We start from the raw sequence: 16,674 nt of genomic DNA on the forward strand, positions 1-16,674 counted from the left end.
TTCAGGGCCGGGAGGCGTCCCAGGAGAATCCCGCGAACGCCGGGCGGCCGGTGGGGTCCTGCGGCGCCGGGGCCTCGGGGACGAGCGAGCAGACGGGGGCCTGCGGACCGGCCGCCGCGAGGCGGCGCGCGGCACGGGCGGCCTTCTCGGCCAGTAGCGCTGCCGTACCTGGCTCGTAGAGTGCGCGGTCGTACTGGAGGAGCAGTCTCAATCCGCTCGAGGAACGCATGAACTGGAACGAGAGGTCGAACAGGCCCTCGTCCAGCGGGATCGGACCGCCCGTCAGCCGCAGCGTGCCCGGCCCGGTGTCGATCTCGTCCCAGAGGGTCACCCACACGTCGAAGAGCGGGTTGCGCCCGGGCACGCGCGGCGGGTCCAGCGCGTGGACGAGGTCGCTGAACGGCAGCCCGCCGTGGTCCATCGCGCCGACCGTCTTGCCGGCGAGGTCCGCGATCAGCTCCGTACAGGGCAGTTCCCCGTGGACGGCGGTCCGCAGGACCACGGTGTTGACCAGGCAGCCCACCGCGCCGGCCGGCCCGAGGGACGGGCGGCGGCTGACGGCGGTGCCGAGGCTGATGTCGGCGGCGCCGGTCGCCTCGTGCAGGGCGGCGGCCACGGCGGCGGCCAGCACGCCGAACAGCCCCGTACGGTGGCCGCGCGCGAGCCGCTCCAGCGCGCCGAGCTCCCGCGCGTCGAGCCGGACGGTGGTGACGGCGGTGCCGCGGCCGGCCGGGCCGGTGCGCGGATGGTCCACGGGCAGCGGGAGGGGAGCTGCAAGCGGTGTCAACTGCCGTTTCCAGTAGTCCAGTTGGGCGTCGTACGACTGCTCGTGCGGGCTGGGCACCGGCAGCTCGGGGGCGGCTTCGGCCTCCGGTCCCCCGGCCCCGGCCAGCGCGCGGGCGATGACCTCGAGCGAGGTCTGGTCGGCGATGATGTGGTGCAGGACGACCAGCAGCCGGTCCCGGCCGCCGGGGCGGCGCAGCAGGGCCGCGCGCACCAGCGGCCCGGCCGCCAGGTCGAAGGGCCGGTGGGCCCACTCCCGTACGAGGGCCTCGCGCGCGGGCTCGTCGGGCAGGTCGAGGACCTCCAGGCGGGCGGGCGCCGGCGCGGGGCCGGGCACCGGCTCGCCGCGCTCCTCGCGGAACACGGTGCGCAGCTGCGGCTGGAGTTCCTGGAGCCGGGCGAAGGCGGCGCGCAGGGCAGCGGGATCGGCCGTGCCGTGGCAGTCCAGCAGCATGGGCACGTGGTAGGCGGCGGTACCCGCCTTCCCCGCGCGCCGGGCGCGGTCCTCAAGCCACAGCCAGCTCTGGACGGCGGAGGCCCGTCGCGGGCCCCCGGCCGGGGAGCCGGCGGAGTCGGAGGCGGGCGCGGAGGCGGAGGCGGCGGTGCCGACGCGGGGCGCGAGCCTCGGGGCGAGGGCGGCGACGCTCGGGCAGTCGAACACGTCGCGGGTCCGCACCGGCGCGGAGAGCCGCCGGGAGGCGGCCGCGGCCACGGAGGCGGCCTTCAGGCTGGTCCCGCCCAGGAGGAAGAAGTCCCCGTCGTCCCCGACGGGCCGGCCGAGCGCCTCGGTGAACAGGGCGCGCAGGACGGCCCGTACCTCATCGGCGCCCTCGCCCCCGGCCTCGCCGGACGGCGGCCCGGCCGGGGTGTCCGGCAGCGGCCGGGCGGCCAGTTCGCGGCGGTCGATCTTCCCGTTGGGGGTGCTGGGCAACCGCTCCACGGGAACGACGGCCGCCGGGACCATGTAGTAGGGCAGCCGCTCGGCCAGCCGGGCCCGCCAGTCGGCGGGCAGCGGGCCGTCGGTGACGACGTATCCGGCGAGCAGCGGCTGCGCCGTGCCCTCGGGCACGACCACGGCGGCTGCCGCGATGCCCGGCAGCGCGGCGAGCGCCGTCTCCACCTCGCCGGGTTCGATGCGGAAGCCGCGGATCTTCACCTGCCGGTCGGCGCGCCCCCGGAAGTCGAGGGTGCCGTCCGCCCGGTGGCGGGCCAGGTCTCCGGTCCGGTAGAGCCGGGCGCCGGGGCGGGGGTCGCCGGGGTCGGGTACGAAGCGTGCCGGCACGTCCCCGGGATCGCCCAGGTAGCCGCGGCCCACGCCGATGCCGCCGATCCACAGCTCGCCCTCCACGCCGGGGCCGACCTGTGCGCCGGAGGCGTCGCGCACGGAGTAGCGCAGGTTGGCCATGGGGCGCCCGATGGTGGGCGGCTCCTCGGGGAGGCCGGGCGGGCAGCGGTGCCAGGACTGGAACACGGTCGCCTCGGTGGGCCCGTAGACGTAGATCAGGTCCCGGCCCGGGGCCCAGCGGTCCACCAGCGCCCGGCTGAAGGACTCGCCGCCGGTCACCACCGTCCGTACGTCCGGGAAGGCGGCCGGGTCCAGCTGGGCCAGCAGCGCGGCGAGCAGGAAGACGGTGTCGGCGCGGCGTTCGCGGACGAGCGCGGCCAGGGCCTCGGCGGAGGCGACGGGCTCGTCGAAGACGACGACGGCCGCGCCGGCCCACAGCGGCGCGAGGATCTCCCACACCGAGACGTCGAAGGCGGGGCTCGCGAACTGCAGCACGCGCCGGTCCGGGCCGAGGCCGAAGGGGACGGCGGTGGCCTCGAGCAGGTTGACCAGGGAGCGCTGTTCGATGGCCACGCCCTTGGGGCGGCCGGTGGAGCCCGAGGTGTGGATGACGTACGCGAGGTCGTCCGGGCCCGGCGCCGGGCCGCCGACCGGCGGAACGGACACCCCGGCGGCGGGCGCGGCCGGGGTGTCGGGGGCGTCTGGGGCGTCGAGGTCCACGGTGAGCACGCCCGGGCCGGGGAACAGCCCGGCCAGCGCGGCGGTGGTCAGGGTGAGCGGCGCGGGGGCGCTGTCGACCAGCTGGGCGAGCCGCTCGGCCGGGTGGTCCGGGTCCAGCGGCACGTACGCGGCGCCGGCCCGCAGCACCGCCAGTACGGCCACGACCAGCTCCGCGGAGCGGGGCAGGCAGACCCGGACCAGTACGCCGGGCCCGGCGCCGCGGGCGCGCAGCCGGACGGCCAGATCCTCGGCGCGGGTGTGCAGTTCGCCGTGGCTGAGGGAGCGGTCGCGGGCCACCACGGCGGGCCGGCCGGCGACCGGGCGGGCCCGCTCGGCGAGCAGCGCGGCCACCGGCCCGTCCGGGACGGGGGCGGCCGTGTCGTTGAGGGCGGCCAGGGTCCGCTGCCAGGCCACCGGGGTACCGGCGGGGTCGGCGCGGTCGGCGGTCACGGCGCCGGGGTCGGGGGTCACGGCCGCTGCCTCCAGGGAGTGTCGGGGTGGGCGACCAGGGCGGCCAGCGCCTGCCGGGTGCCTTCGACCAGGCGTCCGGCGGTCGAGCCGTCGAAGAGCTCGCCCTTGTACGTGAGGACGCCGTCGGCTTCGTCCTCGCCGGTGCGCAGCGACCACACGAGGTCGAAGGCGGTCGCGGTGGGCCGGGTGGCGGCGATGGTGCCGTCGGGGGTGAACAGGGCGCCGGCGGCCGGGGCCGCGTCCTCCTGGGCGACCACGAGGACCTGGCTCAGGCGGGCCCGGTCCACGCCGAACTCGCCCTCCGCGAGGGCGGATACGGCGTCCAGGCCCGCTCCGGGCCGGTCGTGCGCGGCGAGCAGCGCGTCCCCGACGGCGCGGGCCAGTTCACGGTAGGTGCCGGCGGCGCCCGTCGGCACCCGCAGCAGGGCGGTGGCGGTGAGCGGGCCGACGACGTCCGCGAGGCCGGGCCGGGACCGGGTGCTGAGGACGGTGGCGAGCCACACCTCGTCCGGGGGCCCGTCCGTGCCGTCGCCGCCCCGGGCCAGGGCCGCGACGAGCGCGGTGAGGCCGAGGGCGAACGGGCTCAGGCCGCCGGCGCGGCCGAAGGCCCCGGTGCCCGGGGCCGGGAAGGCGAAGGGCAGTTCCGTCGGCATCAGCGCGCCGCGCACCAGGCGGGGCCGGTCGTAGGGCAGCGGGAGCCGTGGCGGCTCGCCGCCGGCCAGCGCGCGGCGCCAGTCCTCGTCCGCCCCGGCCGCGGTGCGCTCCTGCTGCCAGCGGGCCACGTCGGCCAGCCGCAGCGGGGGCTCGCCGGCCCGGTCGGCGGGCCAGCGTCCGGCGGCGAACTCCTCGTAGGCGGCCTCCGTCTGGTGCACGAGCAGTTCCATGGAGCGGCCGTCGACGGCGATGTGGTGCACGGCCAGCAGCAGGACGTGCTCATGGGCGCCCAGGCGCACGAGCCGGGCCCGCAGCAGCAGTCCGGCCGCGAGGTCGAAGGGCTCCTCCAGGTGCCGCTGGGCCAGCGCGTCGAGTGCGGCCGCCCGGTCCGCCTCGGGCAGCGCCGACAGGTCGTCCTCGGCCCAGCCGGTGCGGGGCACGGTCAGCGGCTGCCAGCGGGGGCCGGCGTCGGTGACGACGAGCCGGGAGGAGAGGGCGTCGTGGCGGGCGGCGGTGTGCTCGACGGCCTGCCGCAGGGCGTGCGGGTCGACGGTCCGGCCGGAGGCGCGCAGCGCCTCGAACACGACGAACGCGGCGGGGGCGGCGCCGCCTTGCAGGGCCTGCCAGATCTCGGCCTGTTCGGCGCTGAGCGGGGCGGGGCCGCCGGCCGGTCCGCGCACAGGACCGTCCGGTCGCGCGAGGGCGGCGGCCGGGGCGGGGACGGCCCCGCCGATGGCTTCGGCGATCGCCGCCGGGGTGCGGGAGTCGAAGACGAGCCGGGGCGACACGTCCCGGCCGAGCGAGATCCGCAGCCGGGCGGCCACGGCGACGGCGTCCAGGGACGCGCCGCCGAGGTCGAAGAAGTCCTCGTCCGGGCCGACCCGTTCGTGCCCGAGCGCCTCGGCGACGGCCTGGGCGACGAGCTCGACGGGACCGGCGGCGGGCTGCGCCGCCGGGGACTGCCGGGCCGGTTCCGGCGCCTGCGGTCCCTCCTGCGCCGTGAGGACGTGGACGGTCGCCGGGGTCAGCCGCAGCGGCAGCGCCCGGCGCAGCAGGGTGCGCAGCGCGCCGGGGCTCACGGTGTGCCCGGGATGCGGCGTGACGCGGGCGGTCAGGGGCCCCGGCTCGCCCGGCGCCGCGGCGCGGACCTCGGCGGCGCGCACCGACGGGTGGGCCAGCAGCAGCATTTCGGCCTCGGCCGGGTCGAGGTGGGTGCCGGGACGGTCCGGGTCGGGCACGAGCCGCCCGGCGCGGCCGCGCGGCACCAGCTCGCCCCGCTCCGACCAGTGGGCGCGCAGCCCGCTCGCCCCGGCGCCGGTGCTCAGGTCGCCGGGGACGCCGACCGGTACGGGCCGCCCGGCGGCGTCGGTGATCCGGGCGCCGGGGTGGGCGGCGCAGGTGTCGGCCAGCGCGGCCAGTTCCGCGACCTCGGCGTCGGGCAGCGGCGTACCGGCCGGGGTGCGGCCCGGGTCGGCGGCCGCGCGCAGCAGCAGGTCGGCCCAGTGCCGCAGCAGCCGGGTGGCGCGGGCGGCGCTGAACAGCGCGCCGTCGTACTCGGCGGTGAGTTCGAGCCGCTCCGCGGAGTTGTCGAGGTGGAAGCTGAGTTCGAACTCGGCCGCGTGATCGGCGTACTGCTCCCGCCGTACGGTCAGTCCCGGCCCGGCGTCCAGCTCGCTGCCGTCGCCGGTACCGGCCGCGCCGCGCTCGTCGGCGGTGAACATGACCGTGAACAGCGGCGTGCGGCCGCCGTCGCGGGCCCCCGGCAGCTCGGCCACGAGCCGCTCGAAGGGGTGGGCCCGGTGGGCCATGGCCGAGGCCACGGCGGAGCGGGTGGCGGCGGCGCGCTCGGCGAAGCCGAGGTCCGGTGCCACCTCGCAGGTCAGCACCACCGTGTTGAGGAACGGGCCGATCACCCCCGCGTAGGCGGGGTCGTCGCGGCGGGTGACGGGGGTGCCGACGAGGATCCGGTGCTCGCCCGTGAACCGCTGGAGCAGTTCGGCCAGGGCGGTCAGCCCGGTCCCGTACATGCTGGTGCCGCAGGTGCGGGCCAGCGCCCGCACGGCCTGGCTGTCGCTCTCGGAGAGCCGCAGCCGGCTCGAGCCGCCGGGGCCGGGCGCGGCGCCGCGCTCGCCGTCGGCCGGCAGCAGCGGGAAGGGCAGCGGGCCGGCCAGCTCGGCGTGCCAGTGGGCGCGGTCCCGCTGCGCCTGGGGGTCTTCCAGGGCGGCGGCCTCGCGGGCGATGTGCGTGAGGTAGCTGCCCTCGGCGGGCCGGGGGGCGGCCGTGCCGGTGCGCAGCGCCCGCAGCCGGTCGAAGATCCGTGCCGCCAGCAGGACCGCCGATTCGCCGTCGCAGGCGATGTGGTGGACCGTCAGCGCGAGGAGCGCCCTGGTCGGGGAGAGCCGCAGCAGGACCGCGCGCAGCGGCGGCTGCCGCTCCAGGTCGAAGGGGCGCCGGGCCTCGGCGCGCAGGGTCGCGGCGGTGTCGGTGCCGGGTGCGGGCCACAGGACGGTGAGCGGCGGCCGGTCCCCGTACACGAAGCGCTGGCGGGGTTCGCCGTCGCGGACGAAGAAGCGGGCGCGCAGGAGCTGGGCGCAGGCGGCCTCGTCGGCGAGGGCCTGGGCGACCTGGCGCTCGTCCAGGGGCCCGTCGATCCGGAAGACGTCGGTGAGGTGGTGGGCGCTGTCCGCGCCGTCGTCGAGCCGGGCGAGGGTCCACAGCTGCCGCTGGGCGGCGGACAGCGGGTGGTCGGCGCCCTCCTCGGCCGCGGCGGCCGGCTGCGGGCCGGCGTCGTCTTCGCCGCGGCCGCGCAGGACCGCGCAGGCCTCGCGGACCGAGGGGCCGTCGAGGAGTTCGTCGATCCCCAGGACCAGGCCGTGGCGCTGTTCGAGGGCGGCGATGACGTCGACGGCGAGGAGGCTGTGGCCGCCGCAGGCGAAGAAGTTGTCGTCGGGGCCGATCGAGTCGACGCCGAGGGTCTCCCGGAAGACGGCGCCGACGCGCTCCTCCAGGCTCTGCGGGGCCTCGGGCGCGGCGGCCGGGGCGGGCTCGTCGGCGGGCTCCGCCTGCTGGGCGCGCTCGGCCAGGGCCCGCCGGTCGATCTTCCCGTTGGTGGTGAGCGGCACCCGGTCCAGCGGCAGGACGCGGTCGGGGACCAGCGGCGCGGGCAGCACGGTGCCCGCGTACGCGTGGACGGCCGCGGGGGTCTCGGCGGCGGGGCCGGTGACGAAGGCGACCAGCGAGGGCCGGCCGCCCGCGCCCGGGCAGACCACGGCGACGGCCGCCTCCACGGCGGGCAGCGCGGCCAGGGCGGCCTCCACGTCGCCGAGTTCGACCCGGTTGCCGCGGATCTTGACCTGGTCGTCGGCGCGGCCGAGGAACTGCAAGGTGCCGTTGGGCTGCCACCAGCCCCGGTCGCCGGAGCGGTAGCGCCGGCCGCCGGGCTGCTCGGGCGCGGCGGGGAAGGCCGCCGCCGTGAGCTCCGGCCGGTGCAGGTAGCCGTCGGCGAGTCCGGGGCCCGAGAAGTGCAGCTGGCCGGGGAAGCCGGGGGGCACCGGCCGGTCCGCGCCGTCGAGCACCTCGACGGCGGTGTGGGACAGCGGCCAGCCGATCGGCGTGCCGGGCAGCGGGTGCGCGGGGTAGTCGAAGGCGGTGGCCCCGACGGAGTTCTCGGTGGGCCCGTACTCGTTGACCAGCCGGGTGCGCGGCAGCTGGAGCTGGTGGCGGGCGACGAGTTCGCCGGGCATCGCCTCGCCCGCGACGGTGACCACGCGCAGGGTGCCGGCGGCGGCCAGCTCGTCGAGGACGGCGGCGTAGAGGCTGGGCACGAGGGTGACGTGGGTGGCCGTGTACCGCTCGGCGAGCCCGCGCAGGTGGGCCCCGTCGAGCCGGCGCACCCCGTCGACCAGGACCAGCGCGCCGCCCGCGCCGAGCACGGAGAACACGTCCGAGACGGAGCTGTCGAAGGACAGCGCGGGCACCTGGAGCAGGCAGGTGTCGGGGGACAGCCGGTGGTAGTCGTGCTTCCAGGCGAGGTAGCTCTCGATCGCCGAGTGGCGGATGACGACGCCCTTGGGCTGCCCGGTGGATCCGGAGGTGTAGATGACGTACGCCGTGTCCTCGGGGCGCGGCGGCTCGGGCTCCTCCTCGGGCAGGGCGGCCAGATCGGCGGTGTCGGCGGCCAGATCGGCGGCGGACAGCAGCCGCAGGCCCGTACGCCCGGCCAGCGCGCGGCCCAGGCCGAGGTGTTCGGGCTCGGCCACCAGGGCGGCCGCGCCGACGTCGGCGAGCACGGCGGCGAGCCGCTCCTCGGGCTGCGCCGGGTCCAGCGGTACGTAGGCGGCGCCGGACCGGACCGTGCCGAGCAGCGCGGTGAGCGCGTGGCGGCCCTTGCCGACCAGCAGGGCGACGCGGTCGCCGCGGCCCACCCCGTACGCGTGGTGCAGACGGCGGGCGGCGCGCACGGACTCGGCGCGCAGCTGGGCGTGGCCCAGTTCGCCGGGGCCCTCGGCCCCTTCCCCGCCGGTGACGACGGCCAGGCCCTCGCCGCCCGCCCGGTGGCCGCGCTCCAGCCGCTCGAGCAGGGTGGTCGCGGTGGCGGGCGGCCAGAACCCGGCCCGCCCCCAGCCCTTGACGGTCTCCCGGTCGGTGGCGTCGGCCAGGGTGAGGGCGGAGAGTTCGCGGCCGGGGTCGCCGAGCTGGGCCAGCAGGTGGGCGACGACGCGCAGCACGGTGTCCGCGAACCAGGTCTCGCAGCGCCCGGTGTCCACGTCGGCGTGCAGGACGCGGTCCTCGCCGGATCCCTCCAGGGTGAGCAGCAGCGCCTCGCCGGCCGGGGCGGGCCGGTCCGGGCCCTCCGCGGCGACGGTGAGGGTCCCGGCGCGGGGCCCGGCGGGGCGGGCGGCGAGCAGCTGCTCGCGGATCCGCCCGAGCAGGGCTCCGGCCGTGCCGTCGCCCTGGCCGCCGGCCGGGGCGGTGGTGACGGTGACGCCGACGGGCCCGGCGGGGCCGGCGACGGTCACGGCGGGGGTGTCGGTGTCCTCGGCGGCGGCCAGGGCGAGGGCCGCCGCGGCGCACAGCAGCACCAGTTCGTCCACGGGGTGCCCGCCGGCCCGGCGCAGGGCGGTACGGGAGGCGGCGGGCAGGGGCAGGCTGCGCCTGGCGTGCCCGGGGCCGCTCTCGCGGGTCAGCCGGGGCCGCAGCGCCGTGGCCGCGGTGGCCGGTTCCCGCGTCACGGGAAGGCTGAGGGGTGCTGCGGTCATGGCCGTACGCTCCCTGCGGGTTGCAGTCGGTCGGTTTCGTCGGTGCAGGAGGTTGGGGGGTGTGCGGGCCCGTCCGAGGGCCGGCCTGCGGCGAGGTACCAGTTCGGGTGGCAGCGCAGGGCGCCGACCACCTCGTCGAGCAGCTCGCGTGCGGTGGTTTCGGTGAACAGGGCGCGGTCGTAGACGAGTTCGAGCAGGACCCGGCCGTCGCGCTCGCTCGCGTAGATCCGCAGGTCGTCGCTGAGCGGGGCCTGGGAGGGGTCCGCGGGGAGGAACACGGGCCCGTCGTCGAAGCGTTCGGCCGTCTCCCAGCTCAGTCCGGCGTCGTAGACGGGGCGGCGGCCGGGGGCCGGCCGCTCCGCGATCTCCATGACCGTGGTGTCGAAGGGGAAGCGGGCGTGGTCGTACGCCTCGGCGAGCCGGTCGCGCACCTGGGTGAGCAGTTCGGCGGTGCTGTGTGCCTCGCCGGGTGCGAGCCGCACCGGCAGGGCGTTGACGAAGCAGCCGACGACCTCGGCCGTGTCCGCGCGGTCGCGGGTGCCGGCCGGGCAGCCGATGATCACCTCGGCGCTGCCGGAGCGGCGGTGCAGCACGAGCGCCCAGGCGGTGAGCAGGGCGGTGAACGGGGTGGCAGCGCCGCCCTCGGCCGCGGCGTGCAGCACGGCGGCGGGCAGCGCCCGGCGGACCAGGCCCGCGCCCTGGCGTCCGGCGCCCGCGCGGGGTCCGGCGTCCGGCAGGTCGAGCCGGGGCAGCGGCCCGGCGAGGGTACGGGTCCAGTACGCGCGCTGTCGCGCGGCCTCGGCGCTCTCCAGCCAGGCGGCCTCCTCGGCCACCCAGTCCCGGTACGGGCGGGCGGGGCGGCCGTCCCAGGGCCGCGCTCCCGCCTCGAGGGCGTCGTAGGCGGCGAGGAGGTCGCGGGCGGCGAGGGCTGCGCTGTCGCCGTCGTAGACGAGGTGGTGGGCGGTGATCACCAGGACGTCGCCGCCGGGGTGGCCGATCAGCTGCCGGACGGCGAACAGCGGTCCGGTGGCGAGGGCGAAGGGCGTGGAGTGGGCGGCGGTCACCGCCTCGGCGACCGCCTCGTTGGTGGCGCCGACGCGGACGACGGACAGCGGCGGCCCGTCGGGGAGCCGGTCCATGACGATCTGCCGGGCGGTTCCGTCGACGACGGCCACCCGGGTGCGCAGCACCTCGTGCCGGTCCGCCAGGGCGCCGACGGCATCCCGCAGCAGGCCGGTGTCCAGCGTTCGGCCGGCCCGTACGGCGTCGGTGATGTTGAGGGCGACCGGGCTGGGACTGGTCCGGGCCGCCATCCAGATCCGGCGCTGGGCGCGGGAGAGGGGCAGGACGACACCGTCGGCGGCCCGCCCGAGCTCCGCTGCGGGGGCCGGCGGGGCCACCGGGACCGGCGGGGCCGGCGGGGTGCCGACGGGCGTCCCGAGCAGCGCCGCGAGGGCCCGTACGGTCTGCTGCTGGAAGACGGTGACCAGCGGGACCCGTACGCCGAACTCCTCCTGGAGGGCGGCCGCCAGGCGGGCGGCGGTCAGGCTGTGCCCGCCGAGGGAGAACAGGTCGGTGTCGGGGTCGGTGACCGGCACGGCGAGCACCTCCTCCCAGACCTTGGCCACCCGCTCCTCGGCGGGGCTCAGACCGGTGCGCGCCGGGGCCTCCCCGCGGGGCGGGGCCGGCAGTGCGCGGCGGTCGAGCTTGCCGTTCGGGTTCAGCGGGAGCTCGGCGATCTCCACGTACGTGCCGGGCACCATGGCGGCGGGCAGCCGCTCGGCGAGGTAGGCCCGCAGGACGCGCGGGGCGGCCGCGCCCACCACGTAGGCGACCAGGGCCGGTTCGCCGCGCTCGTCGGGCACCGCCAGCACCGCGCAGCGCCGTACGTCCGGGTGCTCGGCGAGGACGGCCGCCACCTCGCCCGGCTCGACCCGCTGGCCGCGGATCTTGACCTGGTCGTCGATGCGGCCGAGGAAGAGCAGGTTGCCGTCGGGCCGGCGGGCGGCCCGGTCGCCGGTGCGGTACATGAGCCGGCCGGGGCGCAGCGGGTGGGGCGTGAACCGGTCGGCCGTCAGCTCGGGGTTGCCGAGGTAGCCGCGGGCCAGTCCGGCGCCGGAGATGCACAGTTCGCCGGGGACGCCGACCGGGGCCAGGTCCCCGTGGGCGTCGATGACGTCGACGGTCTTGTTGGCGATGGGGTGGCCGATCAGGATGTCCGCGCCCGCGTCGGTGATCTTGTGGACGGTGGTCCACACGCTGTCCTCGGTGGGCCCGTACTCGTTGTAGAGGACGGTGTGGGGCAGCAGTTCGGCGTGGCGGGCGGCGAGGGCCTGCGGGAGCCGTTCGCCGACCAGCACGATCTGGCGGACCGAGACCAGGCGGGGGGCGCAGCGCTCCAGCATCAGCTGGTACAGGCTGGGCACCAGCATGATGTGGGTGATGCGGTTGCGCCCGATCTCCTCGGCCACGTGCTCGACGTCCAGGAGCCGGTCCTTGCCGAGGACCACGACCCGGGTGCCGGCGACCAGCGCGGAGAAGATGTCGTTGACCCCGCTGTCGAAGTGCAGCGGCGGCACCTGGAGCACGGCCGCGTCCGGCCCGAACCCGTAGTAGCCGGCCCGGTAGTGGACGGTGTTGACGATGCCGCGGTGCTCGATCATGACGCCCTTGGGGCGGCCGGTGGAGCCCGAGGTGTAGATGACGTACGCGAGGTCGCTCGGGGTGGCCCGGGGCGCCGGGGGCAGCGCGGCCGGGGCGGCGCCCGCCGCGGCGGTACGCGGGTCCAGGACCGGCAGGGTGGTCAGCGCGGCGGCCTTGGCGTGGTGGCCGCCGTCGGCGAGGACCGCGAGGGCCCCGCTGTCGGCGAGGGCGAACGCGAGCCGGTCGCCGGGCTGTTCCGGGTCCAGGGGGACGAACGCGGCGCCGGTCTTCAGGACGGCGAGCGCGCTGACGACCATCCACTCGGTGCGCTCGGTGACCACGGCCACCAGCGCGCCGGGGCCCGCCGCGCAGGCCTCCCGCAGGCGCGCGGCGACGGCTTCGGCGCGGGCGTCGAGCTCGGCGAAGGTGAGGACCGTGGTGCCGTGCACGACGGCGGGCCGGTCCGGGCCCGCGGCGGTCTGCGCCTCGACCAGGTCCAGGAGGGTGCGGTCCGCGGGGAAGGGGGCGGCGGTCTCGTTGACCTCGTCGAGCAGGAACCGCCGTTCGGCGGCGGGCAGGACGGGGATGCCGGCGAGCGGGGCGTCCGGGCGGGCGAGCAGGCCGGCCAGCAGGTGGATCAGCCGCTCGCCCATGCGCCGGGCGGTGTCCCGGTCGAACAGGTCGTCGGTGTAGCCGACCCACAGTTCGCCCGCGGCCCCGGCCCGCGCGTCCTGGAAGCTGAAGGCCAGGTCGAAGTCGCTGACGGGCTGCTCGAAGGGGAGGTGGCGGACGGCCAGGCCGGGTCCGCCCGCGACGGCGTCGTCCAGGGCGGTCTCGACGAGCACGTCGAAGACGGGGTTGCGGCTGGGGTCGCGGGGCAGCGCGAGGTCCTCGACGAGCTGCTCGAAGGGGTACTCCTGGTGGGTCATGGCCTCCTGCGCGGTGGTCCGTACGGCGGCCAGGAGCTCGCGGAAGGAGCCGCCGGTGTCCACCGGGGTGCGCAGGACGACGGTGTTGGCGAACAGTCCGACCGTCTCGGCGGAGCGCCGGTCGGGCCGGCCCGCGACGACGGTGCCGAGCAGGACGTCCGGCTCCGCGCACAGCCGCCACAGCAGCACCCGCAGCGCGGCGGTGAAGCCCATGAAGGAGGTGGCCGCGCTGTCCCGGCACAGTTCGCCGAGCGCGCCGACCAGTTCCGGGTCGAGGGTGAGGCGTACGGTGCCGCCCGCGGCGCTGCGGGCGGCCGGGCGGCGGCGGTCGGCGGGCAGCTCCAGCGGCTCGGGCAGCCGGGCGAGCCGCTCCCGCCAGTACGCGCGGTGCGCGGCGCCCTGCGGACCCGCCAGCCGGGCGGCGAGCCGTTCGGTGTGCTCGGTGTAGGCGGGGGCGGGCTCCGCGGATCCGGCCGGGCCGGTCAGCAGCCGCAGCAGGTCGCGCATCAGCAGGCCGAAGGACCAGCCGTCGCACACCGCGTGGTGCACGGTGAAGAGCAGGACGCCGCCGGCCGGGGCGTCCGGCACCCAGGAGACCTTGGCCAGGGGGCCCTCGGCGAGGTCGAAGCGGTGGCGGCAGGCGCGCGCGAAGGCCTCCTCGGGCGTGGTGTCGCGCTCGGTGCGCAGGACGCCGACGGGCGGGTCGAGGACGACCTGGGTCAGGCCTTCGGGGGTCTGGCGCAGGACGGTGCGCAGGGACGCGTGCCGGGCCACCAGCGCGTCGACGGCGGCCGCGAGCCGGGGTTCGTCCACGACGCCGTCGAGCCGGTAGGCCTCGACCATCGTGTACGGGGGGACGGGCGACTCGTCCATCCGGTCCAGCAGCCACATCCGGCGCTGGGCGTTGGAGGCGGGGAAGGCGTCCCCGGCGAGGGGGGCGGCGGGCGCGGCCTCGTCCGCTGCGGCCGGGGCGCCCTCGGCGCGGCTCCGGGGCAGCGCCCCGCGTGCGCGCAGTACGGCGGCCAGCTCGGCCGGGGTCCGCAGGTCGAACACCTCGTGGACCCGGGCGGCGTCGGGGCGGCCGGTGGCCTCGCAGAGCGTGGCGACGAGCTGGACGGCGGACAGGCTGTGTCCCTCGGCCCGGAAGAAGTCCTCGTGGGCGGAGAGCGGCGGGCGGCCCAGCACCTCGGTCCAGGCCTCGTACACCAGGCGGTCCACGGAGTCGGCGGGCTGCCACACGGGGCCCCGCCCGGTGGTGGGGAGCGCGAGGAGCGCCGCCCGGTCCACCTTGCCGTGGACGGTGAGCGGCAGGGCGGCGAGCCGGTGCAGGCCGGCCGGGAGCATCGGCGCGGGCAGCCGTTCGCGCAGCCAGTCGGCCAGCGCGGCGGGCTCGGGCGGCGCGTCGGAAGAGGCGCTCCGGGCCACGTACCAGGCGTGCAGGGTCACGGTGCCGTCGGCGGCGGTGCGGGGCACGACCACGGCCTCGACCACGCCCGGGTGCCGGACCAGGGTCTGTTCGACCTCGCCGGTCTCGACGCGGGTGCCGAAGATCTGCACCTGGCCGTCGGAGCGGCCCAGGAACTCCAGTTCGCCCTCGGCGTTCCAGCGGCCCTGGTCCCCCGTGCGGAAGACGGGGGCGTCCCCGGCGTGCGGGGAGCGGCCGAAGCGTACGGCGGTGGCCTCGGCGTCACCCCGGTAGCCGGGGGCGACGGCGGGTCCGGCGATCTGGATCTCGCCCGGTACGCCGGGCGGGGCCAGCTCCCCGGAGGGGGTGACCACGAAGACGCCGTAGCCGGGCGAGGGGCGGCCGACGGGCACCCGGTCGAGCCTCTGGGCGGGCGCGCCGTCGCGGATGAACATGGTGGCTTCGACGGTGGCCTCGCTGGGCCCGTACAGATTGGCGAAGGTGCCGATGCGCAGCCGTCCGGCGGTGCGCGGCAGCAGGCCGCGCGGGACGGTGTCGCCGCCCAGCAGGAGGTGGCGCAGCGGGAGTTCGGCGCCCTCGGGCAGGGCGCGCAGCAGGACGGAGAGGAGTCCGGGCACGCAGTTGACGAGGTTGACCTCGCCGACCCGCACCCGCTGCCACAGCGCGTCGGGGTCGAGCCGGTCGGGGTCGCCGACGGCGACGAGGGCGCCTCCCGCGAAGAGGGTGGTGAAGACCTGGAAGGCGGTCGCGTCGGAGGTGACCGCGGAGAGCATCGCGGTACGGGTGCGGGCGTCGATGCCGAGCGCGCGGGCCCCGGTGAGCACCTTGTGGCTCAGCTGGTCGTGGTGGACGGCGACGGGCCGGGGGGTTCCGGTGGATCCCGAGGTGAACAGGATCATCGCGGGGCCGCCGGGCTCGGCCCGGTCCGCCGCCGCTTCATCCGCCGCGTCCGCCTCGTCGGTGAGCAGGCCGGCGAGGTCCGCCACGGGTACGGGAAGGTCCGCGCCGGCGGGTCCGACGCCCTCGGCGCGCAGCGCGAGCCGGGCGCCGCTGAGGCGGGCCAGCAGGGCCACGCGGGCGGCGGGCTGGCGGGGTTCGAGGGGGACGACGGCCGCGCCGGTGCGCAGGACGGCGAGGAAGGCGGTGACCAGGCCGGCGCCGCGCGGGGCCAGGACGCACACCGCGTCGCCCGGGCCGACGCCGTGGCGGGCGGTGAGCGCGGCGGCGGCCCGCCCGGCCTCGGCGGCGAGCTGCCGGTAGGTCAGGGTGCGGCCCTCGCCGGTGACGGCGACGGCCTCGGGGGTGCGGCGCACGGCCTCCTCGAAGAGGCCCGTCAGGGTGGCGGCCGGAAAGGCGGCGGGGGCGGGCAGGGCGGCGAGGTCCAGGAGTTCGGCGCGCAGCGCGGCGCCGAGGACGTCGATGGCGTCGGGGCTGCGGCGCGGGTCGGCGGCGAGGGCCTCGAGTACGGCGGCCACGCAGCGGGGCAGGGCCCCGGTGAGGGCGGCGGTGCCCTGCGCCCCGACCGACAGGCCGCCGTCCGGGGCCCGTTCGACGCGCAGCACCAGCGCGGCCCCGGGCTCCGGCGAGCGGTCCCCGTACAGGGCGGGGCAGACGACGGCGAGCTGGGACAGGGTGGCGCCGGCCCCGGGGGTGACGGCGTCGAGCCGGGCGCGCAGCGCGTCCCGGTCCTGCCAGGGGCGGGCGGCGGCCTGCTCCAGCTCGGCGTGCAGGGCCTCCAGGAAGGAGGTCGCGGGCGCGGCCGGGTCCATCGGGGCCAGCAGCGCGAACTCCGCCTGCGGGCCGGGGGATCCGAGGGCCGGTACGACGACGGGCACCCGGCCCCGCGCGCCGTGCCCGGTGAGTCCGGCGAGGGCGATCCTGGCGGCGGCGACGGTGAGCAGCAGCAGGCCCTCGGGGGCGCCGCCGGTCATCGCGTGCAGGGCGGCGGCGGCTTCGGGACCGACCGCGGCGGGCCCGGCGGGGGCGGCGGCCGGGGAGGCCTCGGGCTCGAGGAGGGGTTCGGGAAAGGCGCCGGTCAGCCGCGGGAGCCAGTACCCGGCCTGATCCGAAGGACAGGCCCTAGGGTCGTCCCCATGGCCGAACTCTCCGTCACCATCGTTCCGCAGCACTTCTACGTCCTCCCTGACCAGTTGTGGGTGCACCGCCTGCCGTCGGATGCCCCCGTGCCCGCGCTGCCCGCCCGGCCGTGGTCCTCGGTCACCCGGGCCCGGGACGGGCTCACCGTGGTGTGCGCCGAGCGCCTGCCGGCCTGCGACGGGCCCGTCAGCGGTCCCTGGCGCGGCCTGTACGGGGCCGACGCCCACGGCCTGGACCTGCCCGGCATGCTGGCGAGCCTGTTGGTGCCGCTGGCCGGTGCCGGGATCGGCGTGTTCGCCGCGTCGACCTTCGACGCGGATCTCGTACTCGTACCGGCCGAGAAGTACGAGAGCGCCCGGACCGCTCTGGAAGCGGCCGGGCACACCCTCTCGGCGGTTTGACTCCGGG

The 16,674-nt window shown here is 77.9% G+C and carries 4 protein-coding genes; 1 reads left to right on the plus strand and 3 read right to left on the minus strand.

Features of this window, described 5'->3' with window-relative positions; all coding sequences use genetic code 11:
* Position 1: 1 nt before the first annotated feature.
* The 3 genes from ACIPUC_RS33340 to ACIPUC_RS33350 are packed head-to-tail and all read right to left on the minus strand — an operon-like array spanning position 2 to position 16,298.
* On the minus strand, positions 2–3,259 hold the full coding sequence (locus ACIPUC_RS33340) for an amino acid adenylation domain-containing protein (RefSeq protein WP_446594125.1): 3,258 nt from the start codon (positions 3,257–3,259) through the stop codon (positions 2–4).
* Complete coding sequence (locus ACIPUC_RS33345) at positions 3,256–9,171, minus strand: amino acid adenylation domain-containing protein (protein WP_446594126.1); 5,916 nt, start codon at positions 9,169–9,171, stop codon at positions 3,256–3,258. Before ACIPUC_RS33345 ends, ACIPUC_RS33340 begins: the two co-directional genes overlap by 4 nt.
* Complete coding sequence (locus ACIPUC_RS33350; RefSeq protein ID WP_446594127.1) at positions 9,168–16,298, minus strand: amino acid adenylation domain-containing protein; 7,131 nt, start codon at positions 16,296–16,298, stop codon at positions 9,168–9,170. Before ACIPUC_RS33350 ends, ACIPUC_RS33345 begins: the two co-directional genes overlap by 4 nt.
* On the opposite strand from ACIPUC_RS33350, the gene ACIPUC_RS33355 reads away from it, so the two are divergent.
* Positions 16,263–16,667 (plus strand): ACT domain-containing protein, encoded by a 405-nt coding sequence (locus tag ACIPUC_RS33355; protein WP_446594128.1) that lies wholly within the window; start codon positions 16,263–16,265, stop codon positions 16,665–16,667. The two genes, ACIPUC_RS33350 and ACIPUC_RS33355, sit on opposite strands and share 36 nt — an antisense overlap.
* The last annotated feature ends 7 nt before the right edge of the window (positions 16,668–16,674 follow it).

The organism is Streptomyces sp. LARHCF249 (assembly GCF_052871255.1).